Origin of the sequence: Flavobacterium arsenatis (assembly GCF_031456785.1) — a bacterium.
Classification (GTDB): Bacteria; Bacteroidota; Bacteroidia; order Flavobacteriales; family Flavobacteriaceae; genus Flavobacterium; species Flavobacterium arsenatis.
Genome location: NZ_JAVDVI010000015.1, coordinates 1 through 18,740, shown reverse-complemented (window position 1 = coordinate 18,740; position 18,740 = coordinate 1). Strand labels below are relative to the sequence as shown.

20 protein-coding genes and 1 tRNA gene are annotated in these 18,740 nt (G+C 36.7%); 12 read left to right on the top strand and 9 right to left on the bottom strand.

Features of this window, described 5'->3' with window-relative positions; genetic code table 11:
* Window positions 1-26: 26 nt before the first annotated feature.
* The 4 genes from J2X31_RS14940 to J2X31_RS14925 all read left to right on the top strand — a co-directional run bounded on the left by J2X31_RS14940 (window position 27) and on the right by J2X31_RS14925 (window position 3,438).
* Window positions 27-809 carry an enoyl-CoA hydratase/isomerase family protein gene (locus J2X31_RS14940; RefSeq protein ID WP_310027730.1) on the top strand — a complete coding sequence of 261 codons (783 nt, stop codon included), beginning with the start codon at window positions 27-29 and terminating at the stop codon, window positions 807-809.
* 119 nt (window positions 810-928) lie between these two features.
* Window positions 929-1,663, top strand: a complete 735-nt coding sequence (locus J2X31_RS14935; protein WP_310027729.1) for a lysophospholipid acyltransferase family protein — start codon at window positions 929-931, stop codon at window positions 1,661-1,663.
* Window positions 1,664-1,718: 55 nt separating this feature from the next.
* Window positions 1,719-2,705, top strand: coding sequence for an acyl-ACP desaturase (locus J2X31_RS14930; RefSeq protein ID WP_310027727.1), 987 nt, complete (start codon window positions 1,719-1,721; stop codon window positions 2,703-2,705).
* Window positions 2,706-2,784: 79 nt separating this feature from the next.
* Complete coding sequence (locus J2X31_RS14925) at window positions 2,785-3,438, top strand: HD domain-containing protein (RefSeq protein ID WP_310027857.1); 654 nt, start codon at window positions 2,785-2,787, stop codon at window positions 3,436-3,438.
* Window positions 3,439-3,491: 53 nt separating this feature from the next.
* Here J2X31_RS14925 and pyk read toward each other — a convergent pair whose 3' ends face one another.
* The 5 genes from pyk to J2X31_RS14900 all read right to left on the bottom strand — a co-directional run bounded on the left by pyk (window position 3,492) and on the right by J2X31_RS14900 (window position 8,006).
* A complete protein-coding gene (gene pyk, locus J2X31_RS14920) occupies window positions 3,492-4,922 on the bottom strand; it encodes a pyruvate kinase (protein WP_310027726.1) in 1,431 nt (476 codons plus the stop codon).
* 6 nt (window positions 4,923-4,928) lie between these two features.
* Entirely contained in the window at window positions 4,929-5,411 is a 483-nt protein-coding gene (locus J2X31_RS14915) for an IPExxxVDY family protein (protein WP_310027725.1), read from the bottom strand.
* A 114-nt stretch (window positions 5,412-5,525) separates the two neighbouring features.
* Window positions 5,526-6,266 carry a ribonuclease III gene (rnc, locus tag J2X31_RS14910; RefSeq protein WP_310027724.1) on the bottom strand — a complete coding sequence of 247 codons (741 nt, stop codon included), beginning with the start codon at window positions 6,264-6,266 and terminating at the stop codon, window positions 5,526-5,528.
* Window positions 6,267-6,271: 5 nt separating this feature from the next.
* A complete protein-coding gene (fabF, locus tag J2X31_RS14905; protein WP_310027721.1) occupies window positions 6,272-7,525 on the bottom strand; it encodes a beta-ketoacyl-ACP synthase II in 1,254 nt (417 codons plus the stop codon).
* A gap of 244 nt (window positions 7,526-7,769) precedes the next feature.
* Window positions 7,770-8,006, bottom strand: coding sequence for an acyl carrier protein (locus J2X31_RS14900; protein WP_014082856.1), 237 nt, complete (start codon window positions 8,004-8,006; stop codon window positions 7,770-7,772).
* 174 nt (window positions 8,007-8,180) lie between these two features.
* On the opposite strand from J2X31_RS14900, the gene purN reads away from it, so the two are divergent.
* From purN to J2X31_RS14875, 5 genes are all read left to right on the top strand, one after another.
* Window positions 8,181-8,753 carry a phosphoribosylglycinamide formyltransferase gene (purN, locus tag J2X31_RS14895; protein ID WP_310027719.1) on the top strand — a complete coding sequence of 191 codons (573 nt, stop codon included), beginning with the start codon at window positions 8,181-8,183 and terminating at the stop codon, window positions 8,751-8,753.
* Entirely contained in the window at window positions 8,750-9,157 is a 408-nt protein-coding gene (locus J2X31_RS14890) for a DUF4348 domain-containing protein (protein ID WP_310027718.1), read from the top strand. The genes purN and J2X31_RS14890 overlap by 4 nt, the downstream gene beginning before the upstream one ends.
* Before the next feature lie 9 nt (window positions 9,158-9,166).
* Window positions 9,167-9,643 carry a ribonuclease HI gene (gene rnhA / locus J2X31_RS14885; protein WP_310027717.1) on the top strand — a complete coding sequence of 159 codons (477 nt, stop codon included), beginning with the start codon at window positions 9,167-9,169 and terminating at the stop codon, window positions 9,641-9,643.
* A gap of 105 nt (window positions 9,644-9,748) precedes the next feature.
* Window positions 9,749-10,675 carry a PfkB family carbohydrate kinase gene (locus J2X31_RS14880; RefSeq protein ID WP_310027716.1) on the top strand — a complete coding sequence of 309 codons (927 nt, stop codon included), beginning with the start codon at window positions 9,749-9,751 and terminating at the stop codon, window positions 10,673-10,675.
* A gap of 137 nt (window positions 10,676-10,812) precedes the next feature.
* Window positions 10,813-12,711, top strand: coding sequence for an amidophosphoribosyltransferase (locus J2X31_RS14875; protein ID WP_310027714.1), 1,899 nt, complete (start codon window positions 10,813-10,815; stop codon window positions 12,709-12,711).
* Window positions 12,712-12,874: 163 nt separating this feature from the next.
* On the opposite strand, the gene dusB is transcribed toward J2X31_RS14875, so the two are convergent.
* From dusB to J2X31_RS14855, 4 genes are all read right to left on the bottom strand, one after another.
* Entirely contained in the window at window positions 12,875-13,867 is a 993-nt protein-coding gene (gene dusB / locus J2X31_RS14870) for a tRNA dihydrouridine synthase DusB (protein WP_310027713.1), read from the bottom strand.
* A 146-nt stretch (window positions 13,868-14,013) separates the two neighbouring features.
* Entirely contained in the window at window positions 14,014-14,526 is a 513-nt protein-coding gene (locus J2X31_RS14865) for a cupin domain-containing protein (protein ID WP_310027712.1), read from the bottom strand.
* A 99-nt stretch (window positions 14,527-14,625) separates the two neighbouring features.
* Window positions 14,626-15,576, bottom strand: a complete 951-nt coding sequence (locus J2X31_RS14860; RefSeq protein WP_310027711.1) for an aldo/keto reductase — start codon at window positions 15,574-15,576, stop codon at window positions 14,626-14,628.
* A gap of 10 nt (window positions 15,577-15,586) precedes the next feature.
* Window positions 15,587-16,630 carry a Gfo/Idh/MocA family oxidoreductase gene (locus J2X31_RS14855; protein WP_310027710.1) on the bottom strand — a complete coding sequence of 348 codons (1,044 nt, stop codon included), beginning with the start codon at window positions 16,628-16,630 and terminating at the stop codon, window positions 15,587-15,589.
* Window positions 16,631-16,786: 156 nt separating this feature from the next.
* Here J2X31_RS14855 and rseP point away from each other — a divergent pair, with 156 nt between their 5' ends.
* The 3 genes from rseP to J2X31_RS14840 all read left to right on the top strand — a co-directional run bounded on the left by rseP (window position 16,787) and on the right by J2X31_RS14840 (window position 18,652).
* Window positions 16,787-18,115, top strand: coding sequence for an RIP metalloprotease RseP (gene rseP / locus J2X31_RS14850; RefSeq protein WP_310027709.1), 1,329 nt, complete (start codon window positions 16,787-16,789; stop codon window positions 18,113-18,115).
* Between the two features lie 83 nt (window positions 18,116-18,198).
* A tRNA-Asn gene (locus J2X31_RS14845) sits at window positions 18,199-18,272 on the top strand.
* Between the two features lie 200 nt (window positions 18,273-18,472).
* The gene (locus J2X31_RS14840) at window positions 18,473-18,652 is read left to right on the top strand and encodes a phage integrase SAM-like domain-containing protein (RefSeq protein ID WP_310027855.1); all 180 of its coding nucleotides are present in this window, start codon (window positions 18,473-18,475) and stop codon (window positions 18,650-18,652) included.
* The last annotated feature ends 88 nt before the right edge of the window (window positions 18,653-18,740 follow it).

Sequence of the window (18,740 nt, the reverse complement as noted above, 5' to 3'; positions counted from 1 at the left end):
TCGAATATATAATCAAACATAAAATCATGAGCTACGAAAATATTTTAGTTGCCACCGAAAACAACATTACAACAATTACCATCAATCGTCCAAACAAGCTGAATGCTTTAAACAAAGCCACAATTGCCGAGTTGCACCAAGCCTTCAAAACTGCCGAAGCTGACACCGCAACACGAGTTATTGTACTAACCGGTTCGGGCGAAAAGGCCTTTGTTGCAGGAGCTGATATTTCAGAATTCGCAAATTTTTCTGTAGAAGAAGGAGCACAATTGGCACAACAAGGACAAGAACTATTGTTCGATTTTGTTGAAAATCTAAAAACGCCAGTCATTGGAGCCGTAAACGGATTTGCACTTGGTGGCGGTTTGGAACTGGCAATGTCGTGCCATTTCAGGGTAGCTTCCGAGAATGCAAAAATGGGCTTGCCAGAAGTTTCCTTGGGAGTAATTCCAGGCTATGGCGGAACCCAACGGTTGCCTCAATTGGTAGGAAAAGGCAAAGCGATGGAAATGATCATGACTGCCGGAATGCTCAATGCCGAAGAAGCAAAACAATACGGATTGGTGAATTACGTAGTTCCTCAAGCAGAACTTTTGGATTTATGCAACAGCATTGCCCAAAAGATAATAAAGAATTCTCCCGTTGCGATTTCAAAAGCGATTAAAGCTGTAAATGCCAATTTCAAAGATGGTGTAAATGGATACGAAACTGAAATAAAAGCTTTCGGATATTGCTTTGGAACCGAAGATTTCAAGGAAGGGACAACTGCTTTTCTTGAAAAGAGAAAGGCTGAATTTTCTGGAAAGTAAAGTAAAAATAAAGATTACAAAGAAAGGAGCTTGTTATATTTGACAAGCTTTTTTGTGTAAATCTCAAATTTCTTCAACAAATATATATTTCTTATTTTTGCTTTCAATTTTTAAGAAAAATGGAAAAAATCCTATCATATCCAATCTCGTTTGTCAGCATGATTTTGTTCCTGTTGACATTGGTGCTGTTTCATCCCATTCAATGGATATGTTTTACTGTTTTCGGTTATCAAGCACATAAAAAAAGTGTCGATTATCTGAATTTGGTATTGTTGAGAATCGGACATTTATTAGGAACAACTTATAAGGTTGAGGGTAGGGAATTGATTCCAAAAGGTGTTCCAGTTATATTCGTAGCCAATCATCAAAGTTTGTACGATATTGTTGGGATTATTTGGTTCATGCGAAAATTCCATCCAAAATTTGTCAGCAAAAAGGAACTTGGAAAAGGAATTCCGAGTATTTCCTACAACCTAAATCACGGCGGTTCCGTACTTATAGATAGGAAAGATCCAAAACAAGCTATTCCAACTATTAAAAAATTATCGGAATACATTGAAAAGCACAATCGTTCGGCAGTTATTTTCCCAGAAGGGACAAGAAGCAAAACCGGAGTTCCAAAAGAATTTGCCCAAAGCGGATTGAAAATTCTCTGCAAATATGCACCTTCCGCCTATGTGGTTCCGATAACGATAAACAATTCTTGGAAATTTGTTAAATATGGCTTTTTTCCCTACGGTTTAGGAAATCGCCTTACCTTTACAGTTCATAACGCTTTAGCTGTCAAAGAGTATCCGTTTGATGAAATTATGCAAAAAACAGAAAAAGCAATTGTAGAATCCGTAAAATTATAAAAGAATTAGGGAGGGAAACAAATCCCAATTCCTAAATCTAAAATCCTAAATAAAAATGTCTATACACAACGTACGACTAGAAGTAATGCAGTTATTGGAGAAGAAAATTGATACTTTTGTGGATCAATTTCTTATTCCTATTGAAACAATTTGGCAACCGACCGATTTTTTACCAAATTCACAAGATGAAAATTTCTTTGAAGAAGTGAGAGAATTAAGAGAAATTGCTAAAGATTTACCCTATGATTTTTGGGTAACGCTTGTTGGCGATACTATAACCGAAGAAGCTTTACCGACCTACGAATCATGGTTGATGGATGTTGAAGGAGTAGATCAGATTGAAGCAAATGGCTGGTCGAAATGGGTCAGAAACTGGACCAGTGAAGAAAACCGTCATGGTGATTTGTTGAACAAATATCTTTATTTGTCAGGTCGTGTCAACATGCGAGAAATCGAAATCACGACACAACATCTAATTGCCGATGGTTTTGATATCGGGACTGGACGTGATCCTTATAAAAATTTCGTTTATACCAGTTTTCAAGAATTGGCGACTTATGTTTCGCACAACAGAGTTGCTCAATTGGCAAAAACGTATGGCGATAACAAACTTTCAAAAATTTGCAAGATGATTGCCGGAGACGAAATGCGTCATCACATGGCCTATAGCGAATTTGTAAACCAGATTTTTAAAGTTGATCCAAGCGAAATGATGTTGGCTTTCCAATATATGATGAAACAGAAGATTGTAATGCCTGCTCAATTTTTGAGAGAATCTGGAGAGAAAATCAGTTCTGCTTTCGAAAGTTTTTCTGATTCTGCACAACGAATTGGCGTTTACACGGCAAGCGATTATGTAGATATCATGCAAAAATTAATCAACAAGTGGGAGATTGATAAAATCAGTGATTTGACTGATGAAGCCGAAAAAGCAAGAGATTATCTGATGAAATTGCCTGCAAGAATGGCTAAAATTTCAGAAAGAATCGTAATTCCGGCCGAATCGCAAATTTTCAAATGGGTTGAACCTGCAAGAATATAATTTTAAATTTTAAATTTTTAAATGTTGAATTTTGAGCACGTTCTTGAAATTCAACATTTTTTTTATGCTTAAAAACAAAATGGAACATTCAAGATTAATACAAACAACGATCAATTTCGTAAAGGAAAAACTCGAAAATGCAGAAGGTGGACACGATTGGTTTCACATCGAAAGAGTTTATAAAAATACTTTGTTGATTGCAAAGGAAGAAGAATGCAACTTGCTGGTTTGTCAGTTAGGAGCTTTGTTGCACGATATTGCAGATAGTAAATTTCATGGTGGCGACGAAACCGTAGGGCCAAAAACCGCAAGAGATTTTCTCGAAAAAGAAAATGTATCAGAAGAAATCATTGACCACGTCATTAAAATCATTGAAAATATCTCATTCAAGGGAGGTAATTTTGAAAAGAACTTCACTTCAATTGAGCTTGACATTGTTCAAGATGCCGACCGTTTGGATGCCATTGGAGCCATCGGAATTGCGAGATGCTTCAACTATGGCGGATTTAAAAATCGTGCTTTATATAACCCCGAAATCCTTCCGAATTTAAACATGAGTAAGGAGGAATATAAAAACACGGACAGCCCAACCATCAATCATTTCTATGAAAAATTATTGATGCTGAAGAATAAGATGAATACTTCAACCGGGAAGCAAATTGCTGAACAACGTCATCTTTATATGGAAGGTTTTTTGGAGCAGTTTTTTGCGGAATGGGAAGGGAAGAAATAAAAAAAGCCGACTTGTTTAAAAATCAAGCCGGCTTTCATATATGAACGCTGAAACTATTCTATTTCAGAGACTCTCAAGGTATTCACCATTCCTTTATCAGTAACCGGCATAGCTGCAAGGTTGATCAAGAAATCGCCTTTTTCTACATATCCTTTTTGTCTTGCGATTTCGTTTACATCGGTAACGGTGTCATCCGTACTCACGAATTTATCGTAATAGTATGATTTCACACCCCAAAGCAAGTTCAATTGCGTCAAGATTCTTTTGTTTGATGTAAACACCAAAATATGAGCTTGTGGTCGCCAAGCCGAAATTTGGAAAGCCGTATAACCACTGTTAGTCAAAGTACAAATTGCTTTCGCCTTGATTACATTGGCCATCATGGCAGCATGATGACAAATCGATTTGGTGATGAATCTTTTTGTTCTAACCTGTGGTGTGTTTTGTGGCACGATGATCAGCGGAGAATCTTCAACTGCTTCAATAATCTGTGTCATTTTTTCAATAACTTGAACAGGGTAGTTTCCAACAGAAGTTTCTCCAGATAGCATTACCGCATCGGCACCATCCATTACAGAATTCGCTACGTCATTAACTTCCGCACGAGTTGGTGTAAGGCTTGTAATCATCGTTTCCATCATTTGAGTGGCAACGATAACAGGAATTCTAGCTGTTTTAGCTCTGTTGATTAATTTCTTTTGGATAAGTGGCACTTCATGGGCTGGAACTTCAACACCCAAATCTCCACGGGCTACCATCAAACCATCACAATAAGCAACAATTTTATCAATGTTTTCTACACCTTCAGGTTTTTCGATTTTAGCAATGATTGGAATTTTATGATCAGAATGTTCCATGATCAAATCTTGAAGTTCCATCAAATCCTCTGCTGTTCTAACGAATGAAAGAGCAATCCAATCTACTTTATTTTCTATTGCGAAAAGAGCATCTTTAATATCTTTTTTGGTCAAAGCCGGAAGCGAAACCTTTGTATTCGGAAGGTTAACTCCTTTTTTAGATTTCAAAGGTCCACCTTGAATAACTTTACAGACTACTTCAGTAGAGCCGTTAGTTTCAAGTGCTTCAAACATCAGTTTTCCATCGTCCAAAAGGATTTTTTCTCCTGGTTTAACGTCTCTAGGAAATTCCTTGTAGTTCATGTAAACTCTTTCGGCAGTTCCTGGAACATCTTCGGCAGTTTGAAACGTGATGATGTCGCCAGGGTTAACCACAACATCTTCCTTCATTACTCCAACGCGAAGTTTCGGACCTTGTAAATCGGCCAAAATTGCTGTTGTGTAACCAAATTCTTCATTCAAAGAACGAATCATGTCGATTCTTTCGCTAACATCACTATAATCAGCATGCGAAAAATTGATTCTGAAAACGTTAACTCCCGCATCAATCATATTTTTCAATACTTCTTTCGTGCTGCATGCAGGTCCTAGGGTCGCTACAATTTTAGTTTTTTTGTTTGTTGACATTGTTTTTTAAAAAATTAAATTGTTTTTTGATTTGATTTTATCGGTTTCAACTTTATAAACCGTTGAAACCCTATCAATTGTATTTATGTTATTAATAATTAATTCTATGGTTTCTTCCGCATTTTCTACTTTCAAAAAATAATCTACTTTTTTGAATTCGGGTAAAAAATAAACATTGGTTGAAATTTCTAAAACTGAATTTGTAAATAAATTGGTTTCTTTACTCTTGTCTTGAACCGTAATTTCATTTTTATTCTGAATAAGGCTCCAGCAAACTTCCTCTTTTAAATTTTCATATTTGTATTTTGAAAAATAGGTTTCGCCATTCTTGGTCGTAATCTGAATTTCCTCTTTACATTTATTCAAAATAATGGGCAATTTTTGATTGATGAAATAGGCAAGACGATAATCTTCTAATGAAGTATGAATTGCAATTAATTCATAATCAATTTCGTCAAATTCATCAATGTATAATTTATGGATGGCCATTTTTTGATACAAAATAAGCCGTAAATATAGTATTTCTAAACCATAAAAAAGAGTAATAAATTGAACTTAACGTTAATTTATCAACGAAAACGATATAGTTTTGAGGATTTGATTTTATTTTGTGTTAATTTTTTCTTGAAATGCAAAATAAGCCCTTTGGGAAGCTTTTTCTTCTGCCTTCTTTTTTGATGTAGCTCTTGCCTTTGCAATTACTTTTTCATCAATGCTTAATTTAACGCCAAAAAGTCGTTCACCTGTGATGGCATTGTCTTCAAAAACATCATAATGAAACGTTCTCTTTTCCTTTTGACACCACTCAATAAGTAAACTTTTGTAGCTGATAACTTTTCCTTCCAAACGGGCAATATCAACATAAGGTTCAATGACTCTTTTCTGTATGAATTTTTCGCATTGTGGATAACCTTGATCGAGATAGATGGCTCCAACCAAAGCTTCAAAGATATTTCCGTGGATGTTTTCGCCAAAATGTTGAGTTGGCACTTTGCTTTCTACAAATCGGATGAGGTTCAAATCTCTTCCAAGTTCATTCAAATGTTCACGGCTTACTATTTTTGAACGCATTTTCGTAAGATAGCCTTCATCTCCAGAAGGAACTTTGTTAAACAAATGTGCAGCAATGACAGAACTTAGCATGGCATCTCCTAGAAATTCAAGACGCTCATAACTAATGGGCTTTCCGTTTTTGTCAAGCTTGTTTAGCGATCGATGCGTGAACGCTTTTCTGTAGCAATCGAGGTTTATTGGCTTGAAGCCAAGGATTATTTCAATTTCATTAAAAAAAAACCCGTCTTCTTGAGAACGGGATTTTACAAATATTTTTTTGAGAAAGCTCATTAAGATTATTCTGCTATTTTTTTGAACAAAACGCAAGCATTGTGACCACCAAAACCAAAGGTGTTGCTCATTGCCACATTTACTTCTCTTTTTTGAGGTTTGTTTAGTGTCAAATTCAATGATGGGTCAATGTTTTCGTCTACAACTTCATGGTTGATTGTTGGAGGAACAATACCGTATTTCATGGCTAAAATAGAGGCAATAGCTTCAATCGCACCTGCAGCACCAAGTAAATGTCCTGTCATTGATTTTGTAGAATTGATATTGATGTTTTTTGCATGATCGCCAAAAACAGCACTAATTGCTTTCAATTCTGCAACATCACCAAGAGGTGTTGAAGTTCCGTGTGTGTTGATGTGATCTACATCTTCTGGATTCATTCCTGCATCTCTCAAAGTGTTTTTCATTACTGCGATAACACCAATTCCTTCTGGATGTGGAGCGGTCAAGTGATAAGCATCTGATGACATTCCGCCTCCGCCAATTTCGCAATAGATTTTTGCTCCACGGGCTTTTGCATGTTCGTATTCTTCCAAAACCAAAGCACCAGCACCTTCACCCAAAACAAATCCGTCACGAGTAGCGTCAAAAGGTCTCGAAGCTGTTTCAGGAGTTTCGTTTCTTGTAGAAAGAGCATGCATAGAGTTGAATCCGCCCATTCCTGCGATTGTAACTGCTGCTTCAGAACCCCCTGAAACGATGACATCACACATTCCTAAACGGATGTAGTTGAAAGCGTCAATCAAGGCATTTGCCGAAGAAGCACAGGCAGAAACAGTTGTATAGTTTGGTCCCATATAGCCATTTCTCATAGAGATATGAGCTGGAGCTATATCGGCAATCATTTTCGGGATAAAGAAAGGGTTGAATTTTGGAGTTCCGTCACCTTTGGCATAGTACATCACTTCGTCTTGGAAGGTTTCCAATCCGCCGATTCCTGCACCCCAAATTACACCTACTCTGTATTTGTCAACATTGTCATCCGTAAGTCCGGCATCTTTGATTGCCTCGTCACTTGCAGCAATAGCATATTGAGCAAATTTGTCCAATCTGCGGGATTCCTTACGATCCATATAGTCTTCAATATTGAAGTTCTTTACTTCGCAGGCAAATTTTGTTTTATGCTTTTCAGTATCGTAATATGTTATTGGAGCAGCACCACTTTTACCACTGATCAACGCATTCCAGTATTCTTCTATGGAATTTCCAATAGGAGTAAGAGCACCTAATCCTGTTACAACAACCCGCTTTAATACCATACGTATAATTTTATAGTTTCTATCTAAACAAATAATACCTATGTTTTCTTCTATGTTAAATCATAAAAAGACATAGGTATTACACAATATTTTTATTTGGTTGATTGAATTTCAATCTGTAATTTCAATTTAAAAAAAAATAATAACACCCGATTTATAAAATCCCAATATTCAAATAACAAATTCCAATACTGGGATTTGGATTTTCAATTTTTGGAATTTTTAAAGCTCGGGTGTGATTTTATTATTTTTTAGCTTCTTCGATGTAAGAAATAGCCTGACCTACAGTAGCGATGTTTTCCGCTTGGTCGTCTGGAATTTGAATATCAAATTCTTTTTCGAACTCCATGATAAGCTCAACAGTGTCTAATGAATCAGCTCCTAAATCATTTGTGAAGCTTGCTTCTAATACAACTTCGTTTTCGTCAACGCCTAATTTGTCTACGATAATCGCTTTTACTCTTGATGCAATGTCTGACATAATCTTTAATTTTAAAATTTAATTTGTTGGCAAAAATAAAAAACTTTATTTTAAAACCACGTTTTAGTTAATAAATATGAGTACTAATTTATAAAATTTATTTCACAAAGGCCTCTAAAATTTATTTATTATCATTTATTATTCTTTTTTTTGCGTAATAATTCCAGCCACAAAATGAAAAACATCCTAATATTTGCTTCGGGTTCAGGAACCAATGCCGAAAATATCATCTTGCATTTTAATAAAACCAAAACGGCCAAAGTGGTTGCTGTTTTTTCTAATAATCCAAATGCGAAAGTCTTAGAAAGAGCAAAAAACCTGAATGTTGAGCATTTTGTTTTTTCAAAAGAAGAACTTTCCAGCGAAATTGTCCTGAATAAAGTGAATGAATTCCAACCCGACTTGATTGTTTTGGCAGGATTTTTATGGAAATTTCCTCAAAATATAATTGAAGCATATCCCAACAAAATCATCAACATCCATCCTGCATTGTTGCCAAAATATGGTGGGAAAGGAATGTATGGAATGCACGTTCACAAGGCTATTCTCGAAAATAAAGAACCTGAAACCGGAATTACCATCCATTATGTAAATGAACATTATGACGAAGGCGAATTTATCGCTCAAGAAAAAGTGTCGATAACAGATTGCCTTTCGGCAGAAGAAATAGCCGCGAAAGTGCACGAGTTGGAACAAGAATACTTCCCTCAAGTCATTGAAAAGCTTTTAAAAATATCAAAAGTATGAAACATATATTGTTTTTAGTTTTTATTTGCCTTACGGGTTGTGGACGAGGAGGTAAGATTCAGAGTACATGCAAAGAAGATTTCGATTCCTTTTTTGAAAAATTCGCAACTGATAGTCTGTTCCAAAAAAAGCATGTGGATTTTCCAATTATGAAATACTATTCTGATGAAGATTTTCCACTTGACATGATGGAAAATATGATTGATGAAGAGTCTTTTGAAGCCATTTATTTTCAACATAACACAAGAAGAACAAATGATACTTATGAAATTATCATAAAGAAAGAAACTGACAGCGTTTCTTGTTATAAACGAGGTATCAACAATCCAATTAATATTGAATATATTTTTACTTGTAAAAAGAATTCATGGTTTTTAGTTAAGATAGTTGATAATACCGATTAAAAAGTTGCTATGCATCAAGTTCATATATATACAGACGGAGCTGCAAAAGGAAACCCTGGAAATGGCGGTTATGGCGTAGTGATGGAATGGGTTGGAAAACCTTATAAGAAAGAATTTTACGAAGGCTTTCGCTTGACGACCAATAACCGAATGGAACTTTTGGCCGTAATTGTAGGTTTGGAAAAACTGAAAGTTCAAGGTACAAAGGTCCTGGTTATTTCCGATTCTAAATATGTAGTGGATGCTGTCGAGAAGAAATGGGTTTTTGGTTGGGAGAAAAAAGGTTTCGCAGGCAAGAAAAACCCTGATCTATGGATGCGTTTCCTCAAAATTTACCGCAAACATCAAGTAGATTTCAAATGGATCAAAGGCCATAACAACCACCCTCAAAACGAACGTTGTGATGAACTTGCCGTTATGGCTTCGCTTGGTGATGAACTTTCGGTTGATGCTTTTTATGAAAAACAAGGTGAAAAATTATTGTAAAATACTGTTTTTCAGTTAAATAATTTAGTAAAACTTTACAATTTCAAAACGTTGCAACTTTGTAAGTTATGAAGTATCTTTGCACCCTAATTCCAAAAGTAAAAAATGAATAAATTGCTAATTGTCGGGACAGTCGCTTTCGACGCTATTGAAACTCCTTTCGGGAAAACGGATAAGATTTTAGGTGGAGCTGCCACATACATCGGACTATCAGCTTCTTTTTTTAATCTAAAATCAGCAATTGTTTCAGTAGTTGGAGACGATTTTCCACAAGAACATTTGGATTTATTGACCGAAAGAAATATTGATATTTCAGGTTTGGAAATCGTTCCTGAAGGAAAAACCTTCTTTTGGAGCGGTCGCTACCACAACGATTTGAATTCAAGAGATACACTTGCAACAGAATTAAACGTTTTGGCAGATTTTCAACCAAAAGTGCCACAGGATTTTAAAAATTCTGATGTGGTAATGCTAGGAAACTTGCATCCATTGGTTCAAAGCAGTGTTCTGGATCAAATGGAAACCCAACCCAAATTAGTGGTCCTAGACACTATGAATTTTTGGATGGATTGTGCCTTGCCGGAATTATTAGACGTGATCAAAAGAGTTGATGTTATTACCATCAACGATGAGGAAGCCCGCCAACTTTCGGGAGAATATTCTCTTGTTAAGGCTGCTGCCAAAATCCATACGATGGGACCAAAATACGTGGTGATCAAAAAAGGAGAACACGGAGCATTATTGTTCCATAATAAAGAGGTTTTCTTTGCACCAGCATTGCCACTTGAAGAAGTTTTTGACCCGACAGGAGCTGGAGACACCTTTGCAGGAGGATTTGCAGGATTCATTACGCAAAGCGAAAACATTTCTTTCGAGAACATGAAAAACGCCATCATCTACGGTTCAAACCTTGCTTCTTTCTGTGTGGAAAAATTCGGAACCGAAAGAATGGTTGATCTTGATAAAGAAGAAGTTGTGAACAGGCTGAAACAGTTCAGAGCCTTGACACAATTTGATATAGCATTACAATAGAAAAATCACGCCTCGGAAACGGGGCGTTTTTGATTAAAAATAAACAAAACCAGATTCAAAAATTGCCCCAAACAGCATCTGTGATAATTTGTGAAATCTGTGTTTAATGATAATAACTACACAACAACTACAACACAATGAGCGATTCAATTAAACACGAATGTGGTATTGCCCTTTTAAGATTAAAAAAACCACTCGAGTTTTACAAGGAAAAATACGGTTCGGCTTTCTACGGGATACAAAAAATGTATCTCCTTATGGAAAAACAACACAACAGAGGTCAAGACGGAGCGGGTTTTGCAAGTATAAAACTTGATGTCGAAGCTGGAGAACGATACATTAGCAGAGTTCGATCGAATGACCCTCAACCAATTCAAGATGTTTTTGCTCAAATCAATGACAGGATCAATGAAGAATTGGCTTCTCATCCAGAATATGCTGATGATGTTGCGGCTCAAAAAAGAAATATTCCTTATATCGGGGAATTGTTTTTAGGTCATGTTCGATATGGAACTTTTGGCAAGAACAGCATCGAAAGCGTTCATCCATTTCTTCGTCAGAACAATTGGATGCACAGAAATCTTATCGTAGCCGGAAACTTTAATATGACGAATGTTACCCAACTTTTCAACAGTTTGGTTGAATTGGGTCAGCATCCCAAAGAAATGGCTGATACCGTTACCGTTATGGAAAAAATTGGTCATTTTCTAGATGATGAAGTTACCGATTTGTACTTGGATTGCAAAAACGAAGGACTTTCAAAAAGAGAAGCTTCTCCAGTAATCGCCGAAAGATTGGATGTTAAGAAAATTTTGAAAAGAGCATCAAAAGGATGGGATGGCGGTTATGCAATGGCGGGACTTTTCGGTCACGGAGATGCATTTGTTTTCAGGGATCCAGCAGGAATTCGTCCGGCTTATTTTTATGAAGATGATGAAATTGTAGTCGTTGCTTCGGAAAGACCTGTGATTCAAACGGTTTTTAATCTTGAATTCGAAAAAATTCAAGAACTTCAACCGGGTCATGCCTTGATCATCAAGAAAAACGGAAAAGTTACCGAAGAGGAAATCATTACACCAACTGAAAAAAAAGCATGTTCATTTGAGAGGATCTATTTTTCAAGAGGTAGTGATGCCGAAATTTATCAGGAAAGAAAAGACCTTGGAAAGTTGATCTTGCCAGCGGTTTTGAAAGCAATTGACAATGATACAGACAACACCGTTTTTTCTTATATTCCCAATACAGCCGAAACTTCTTTCTATGGAATTGTGGAAGCGGCTCAGGATTTCTTAAACCAAAGAAAGAATAATTACATTCTAGAAAATAAAGATACTTTAACGAAGGATAGTTTGCAGGAATTATTGTCTGTAAAAATCAGAACGGAAAAAGTAGCGATAAAAGATGCAAAACTAAGAACCTTTATCACTGAAGATAGCAGCCGTGATGATTTAGTGGCACACGTTTACGATGTTACGTACGGCGTTATCAAACCAACCGATAATTTGGTGATTATTGATGACAGTATCGTTCGTGGAACGACTCTAAAAATGAGTATCATCAAAATGATGGACCGTTTGAAACCGAAAAGCATTATTGTAGTTTCATCGGCACCACAAATCCGCTATCCTGATTGCTACGGAATTGATATGGCAAAACTGGAAGGTCTTGTAGCGTTTAGAGCAGCATTGGATTTGTTGAAAGAAAGAAATTTATACCATGTTGTAGAAGACGTTTACAAAAAATGTAAAACCCAAGAAAATCTCAATGATGATGAGGTTGTAAATTATGTAACCGAAATTTATGCTCCTTTCCAACCACAGGAAATATCGGATAAGATTGCTGAAATGTTGAGTTCTCCAGAAATCAATGCCGAAGTAAAGATCATCTTCCAAACGGTTGAAGATTTGCACAAAGCATGCCCTAAAAATTTAGGTGATTGGTATTTTACAGGAGATTATCCGACACCAGGAGGAAACAGAGTTGTGAACAAGGCCTTCATCAATTTCTATGAAGGAAACGATGCCAGAGCCTATTAAAAGCAACTAAATATGCAGTTCATCGGATTTAATATGCAGTTCATCGGATTTTTTTGTTAGTTCATAACCAGCATAATACATTTGGTCTACCATAACATTAGTAGGTTAAGTTTATGGTAGATTTGGGGCAAAAAAGGTGAAAGCAATTTCACCTTTTTTATTTTTATACCAATTCCATTCCGCTATATCTTTCCAAGACTTCGTCAAAAGTAGCGAAGATGAATTCAGGGTTTTCGCTTGAAACCATTCTTGATCTGAACTCCTTGAAGTTAGGCAATCCTTTGAAGTAATTTGTGTAATGTCTTCTTGTTTCCAAGATGCCAAGTTTTTCGCCTTTCCAGTCCATTGCCCATTGCAGATGGTTTCTGGCGGCTTCCACTCGATCTTCAATATTTGGTTTTGGCAGATGTTCTCCGGTTTCAAAAAAATGCTTGATTTCATTGAAAATCCAAGGATATCCAATTGCAGCACGACCAATCATCATTCCGTCAAGACCAAATTTATTTTTATATTCCAATGCTTTTTCTGGAGAATCGATATCGCCGTTTCCAAAAATGGGCATTGTAATTCTTGGGTTGTTTTTTATTCTTTCGATATGGCTCCAATCGGAATGACCTTTATACATTTGGGCTCTAGTTCGTGCATGAACGGTCAAAGCCTGAACACCAATATCCTGCAATCGTTCGGCAACTTCATCGATGTTGATGGAATTTTCGTCCCAACCTAAACGTGTTTTCACCGTTACAGGAAGATGAGTACTTCGGATAACGGCTTTTGTCAATCGAACCATCAAATCTACATCTTTCAAAACTCCGGCTCCAGCTCCTTTGCAAACGACTTTTTTCACCGGACACCCAAAATTAATATCAATCAAATCTGGGTTTACTGCTTCAACGATTTTTGCCGACATTGCCATTGCTTCTTCATCTCCACCAAAAATCTGGATGCCGACAGGACGTTCATAATCGAAAATATCCAATTTCTGACGGCTTTTTATGGCATCACGAATCAATCCTTCAGAAGAGATAAACTCGCTGTACATCAAATCGGCACCATGAAGCTTGCACAATCTGCGAAAAGGCGGATCGCTAACGTCTTCCATCGGAGCTAATAATAAAGGGAAATCGGGTAATTCTATATTGCCTATCTTGACCATCTTCTGCATTTTGGTGCAAAATTACAACTTTTTTTTAGAAAGCGGTTTTGAGGGTTAGCAGTGGAAAAAAACCAACACGAATTGCACTAATTTCCACTAAATCAAGTTGTGAAAATTAGTGCAATTCGTGTTGTGTGAAATAGAGGTTATTTCTTCTCCCGCCAAAGCGAAATTAATCCTTCCATTTTTCCATAAATAGGATCCATTTCCGGAAGCGGCACTTTGCTGATGTTCTCGTCTGCTTTTGGTCGTTCGCTTTCTTCTCCTTTCAAGATGTCGTATTCCATTCCGTCAGGATAGGCTCCAATTACACCAAAATCATAGGAAGCTTCAATCTTTTTATGTCCCACTCCTGCGGGAATTGCAACAGCATCTCCTTCTTCCAAGGTGATTTTTTCGCCGTCTTCTCCTCCAAATTGAAGTGTTGCATAACCGCTGTAAATTCCCATCACTTCGTGGGTATTACTGTGGTAATGATGGTAGTCATAAACGCCGTTGTTCCAAGAATTTGTCCAATTTCTATCGGCAAAATGCTGGGTAATAAAATCAGCATCTGCTTTTTCTTCCGAAAATACATTCTTGTAAATCAAAAGCGGAAGCGGACTGTTCGGAATTTTTCCATCGTCCTTAAATCTCAATTGTATCGGTTCCATTTCCATAACTGCTTTATTTTAGGTCTATAAAATTAAAGCAATAGGAATCGATTTCTATTATAAGATTTAAGTATAAATTTCTGGATTTACCACTTTATAGGATAACTACCAAGCACTATTGGCTGTTAGAAGTGCAATTGAATTGGCATCCAAATCTAATTCCGGTGCTTGAATGATGCTGTCTAATTGCGAAAGGCTCGTTGCACTTACGATTGGTGCCGTAACAGATGGTCGTTGAATCAACCAAGATAACGCAACCGAAGCTGGAGTTGTATTGTATTCTTTTGCTACAACGTCGAGTGCTTCTAAAATCCTGAAACCTCTTTCGTTGAAATACTTTTCCATACCGCCACCTCTCGGACTTTTCCCAAGATCATCTTTGGAGCGGTATTTTCCAGTAAGAAATCCGCTTTCCAGCGAGTAATACGTGATAACGCCTAAATTGTGTCCGAGGCAAACGGGTTCCAAACCATTTTCGAAGGCTTCTCTTTCGTATAAATTATAATGTGGCTGGAAGGTTTCATAAGAAGGAAAGCCTTTTTCAGCACTAACGGCCAAAGATTCTTTCAGCCTTTTTACACTCATATTGGAAGCACCAATCCATCTTATTTTTCCTTGTTTTACAAGTGTGTCGTATGCTTCAAGCGTTTCTTCAACTGGAGTTTCAAGGTCGTCGAAATGGGTTTGGTATAAATCCAAATAATCGGTTTGAAGTCGTTTTAGGGAGTCTTCAATGGCTTTTAGAATGTATTCTTTTTTGAGTCCTTTTTTACCATTTCCCATATCCGAACCAACTTTTGTAGTAAGGATTATGTCGTGTCTGTTTTTCTTTTCCTTCATCCATTTCCCGATGATTTTCTCGGATTCCCCGCCTTTATTTCCTGAAATCCACCTCGAATAGACATCAGCGGTATCGATGAAGTTAAAACCCGCATGGGTAAATCCGTTCAAGATTTCAAATGATTTTTTTTCGTCTATTGTCCATCCAAAAACATTTCCGCCAAAGGCGATAGGATACACTTGTAAATCTGTATTTCCGAGTTGTCTTTTCTCCATTGATTGTAGCTTATAATTGAATAACCTGCTTTTGCTTGTTGCTTTTTATGGCTCCTTCGATAATCCGCATTGTGTTGATGCCATCTTGAGCGGTAACCGGTTCTTCTGTGTTTTGGGTGATTGAGGTATAAAGTTCGTCAAAAAAACCATAGTAATTTCCTTGAAGTGTCGGAATATTTTCGTGGATGATTTTTCCTCCACTTTCGGTGTGGAGCAAACCTTCTTGGCTCCTGGATTCGGTTCCCCAATTTTTTAAATTTGGTTTCTTACCGATTTTTAAAGCATCTTCCTGAATGTCGCCACGCTTTTTTAGGAACGAGCCGTTTTTTCCATGAATGACAAAAGATGGGATGGCCTCCCTAACAAACAAACTAGCTTTCAATCTTACGCGAAAGCGGGGATAATAGAGCAAAATATCGGTGTAATCATCAACTACCGAACGGTCTCGGGTAATCCTCGAATCGGCAAAAACAGCCTCAGGGAAACCAAACAAAAACAAAGCCTGATCAATTAGATGTGGACCTAAATCCATCAAGATTCCAGATCCTGAACTTGGTGTTTCTTTATGTGTTTTTATGCTTAAACTCGGACTATAGCGATCAAAATGAAATTCGGCTTCTGTAATTTCGCCCAAAAGATCCTTGTCTAAAACATCCTTTACGGTTTTGAAATCGCTGTCCCATCTTCTGTTTTGAAAAACCGACAGTTTCAATTTTTTTTCCTTTGCCAAACTTGCCAATTCTTCTGCTTCGGCAACTGTGGTGGTAAAAGCCTTTTCAACCAGAACATGTTTTCCTGCCAATAACGCTTTTTTAGCATAATCAAAATGGGTGTCGGTTGGCGTGTTCACAATCACCAGATCAATTTCATCATCTTCTAAAATGCTTTCCAAGCTTGGATAGCTCTTTGTTTTGGGATATTCTTTTCGGATGAGCTGTTTGCTTCTTTCCCAAGAACCAACAAGCTCAAAGCCTTCGTGAAGTTCCAGAAAAGGAGCGTGAAAAACCTTTCCCGACATACCGAATGAAAGCAGGGCTGTTTTAATCTTTTGCATTTTGTTTTTTGATTAGGATAGTAAATTTAGTGGACATTCTCCATATTAAAAATTCATATCCTTATTATTAACAAACATTTAAAACCACTGAAAATTTTTATACCGTGATAAATAAACAGAAAACATTACTTTTGTGCGTTATAAAAATAAAATCAAATGATACAATTAGGGCAAATCCTATTTATACTTTCCGTATTGGTTATTCTTCACGAGCTTGGACACTACGTAGCGGCCAAAATATTTAAGGTTAGAATTGAAAAATTTTATCTTTTTATGGATGCTGGTTTTGCATTGGTAAAAAAGAAAATCGGAGAAACAGAATGGGGAATTGGATGGTTGCCAATTGGTGGATATGTAAAACTTTCAGGAATGATTGATGAAAGTATGGACACTGAACAGATGAAAACGCCTCCTCAACCTTGGGAATTTCGATCTAAACCAGCTTGGCAACGATTGATCATTATGTTAGGTGGGATTATTGTAAACATTATTCTGGCCTGGTTCATCTATACGGTTGTGTACAGCACTTACGGACAAAAATATATTTCAACGGAACGCATTCAAGAAAACGGATTGGTTTTTGGTGAAGTGGGTCAGAAAGCCGGTTTCAGAAATGGAGATAAAATCATGGAGGTTGATGGTAAATTTCAACCGAATTTCAACCGAATGGCATTGGATGTTTTGCTTGGCGATAATGTTCAAGTAGAACGCGACAACAAGAAAGTAAATTTGGTTCTGACGGATGAAATGAAGGCCGAAATCATTGGGAAAGAAGGAAAACAATTCATGGGCCCAAGATGGGTCAATGTAAAAATAGACTCTATTTTTCCAGACTCCAATGCAAAGAAAGCCGCACTTAAAATTGGTGATAACATTGTCGGGATCAATGGAATTAAAGTGACGTATTTTGACCAGTTTGGTGATGAATTGGCGAAACATAAAAATGATTCTGTGATGCTTGACGTAAACAGAAACCAACAAGTAATCCAAATCAAGGCTTTAGTAACTAAAGATGGTACTTTGGGCTTCAAACAAAAAACAAAAGCACTGAAGGATGATTATTTAGTTAACAACCAACTAACAGTTGGAGAAGCAATTCCAGCAGCTGTAAAAGAATCATGGTCGTTGTTGGTTTATAACGTAAAACATTTCAAACTGATTTTAAGGCCAAAAACGGAAGCCTACAAGCACGTAAAAAGTCCGGTGGGAATTGCCAGAGCTTTGCCAGATGAATGGAACTGGGAGTTTATATGGAACTTTACAGCATTGTTTTCCATTGGTTTGGCGTTTATGAATTTGCTTCCGATTCCAGGTTTGGATGGTGGTCACTCTCTATTTATAATTGCCGAAATGATTACTGGAAGAAGATTAAGCGAAAAAGCGGCAGGTTATGTTCAAACCGTAGGGATGATTATCTTATTGAGCCTAATGGCTTTAACTTTCGGGAAAGATATCTATCAATTAGTGGCGGATAAGTTTTTCTAAAAATAATGAAAAATTTATTCGAAAATATTTGCAGAAAATAAATTAAGCCCTATATTTGCACCGCTTTAAAAGGCAATACGCCTTCCTCCTTAGCTCAGTTGGTTAGAGCATCTGACTGTTAATCAGAGGGTCCTTGGTTCGAGCCCAAGAGGGGGAGCACAAAACGAAAGACTTCACAGAAATGTGAAGTCTTTTTTGTTTTTACCTACTTCTCTAAGAAACTTCCTTTAGAATTAGGAGACTTAAAGCTTCCCTATATTTTATCTCTTACCTTTTCAAGAAATCCATACTTGTAGCCAGTACCATAAAAAAGGCACACCACTTTTAATCTTCAATTCTAATGAAAATCAATAAACTATCCATTCTGTTTTTATTATTTTAAAAGATGTAAAAGATTTTATCAAATGGAAATTCAAGCAAAATGAAATATTACTTAAAGATTTAGATTATTCATTTATAGTTGAGTTTGAGTACTATTTAAAGACAGAAAAGCATCAAAAGCAAGTAGACAAGTTAATAAAAACCTTTAAAACCTGAACTCGATTAATAAAAGACCGCTAATTGGTTAGTTTTAATTGTTTCGTATTTTAAAGAAGGTTTTTTCGGCAGAAAATTATAAGCAATT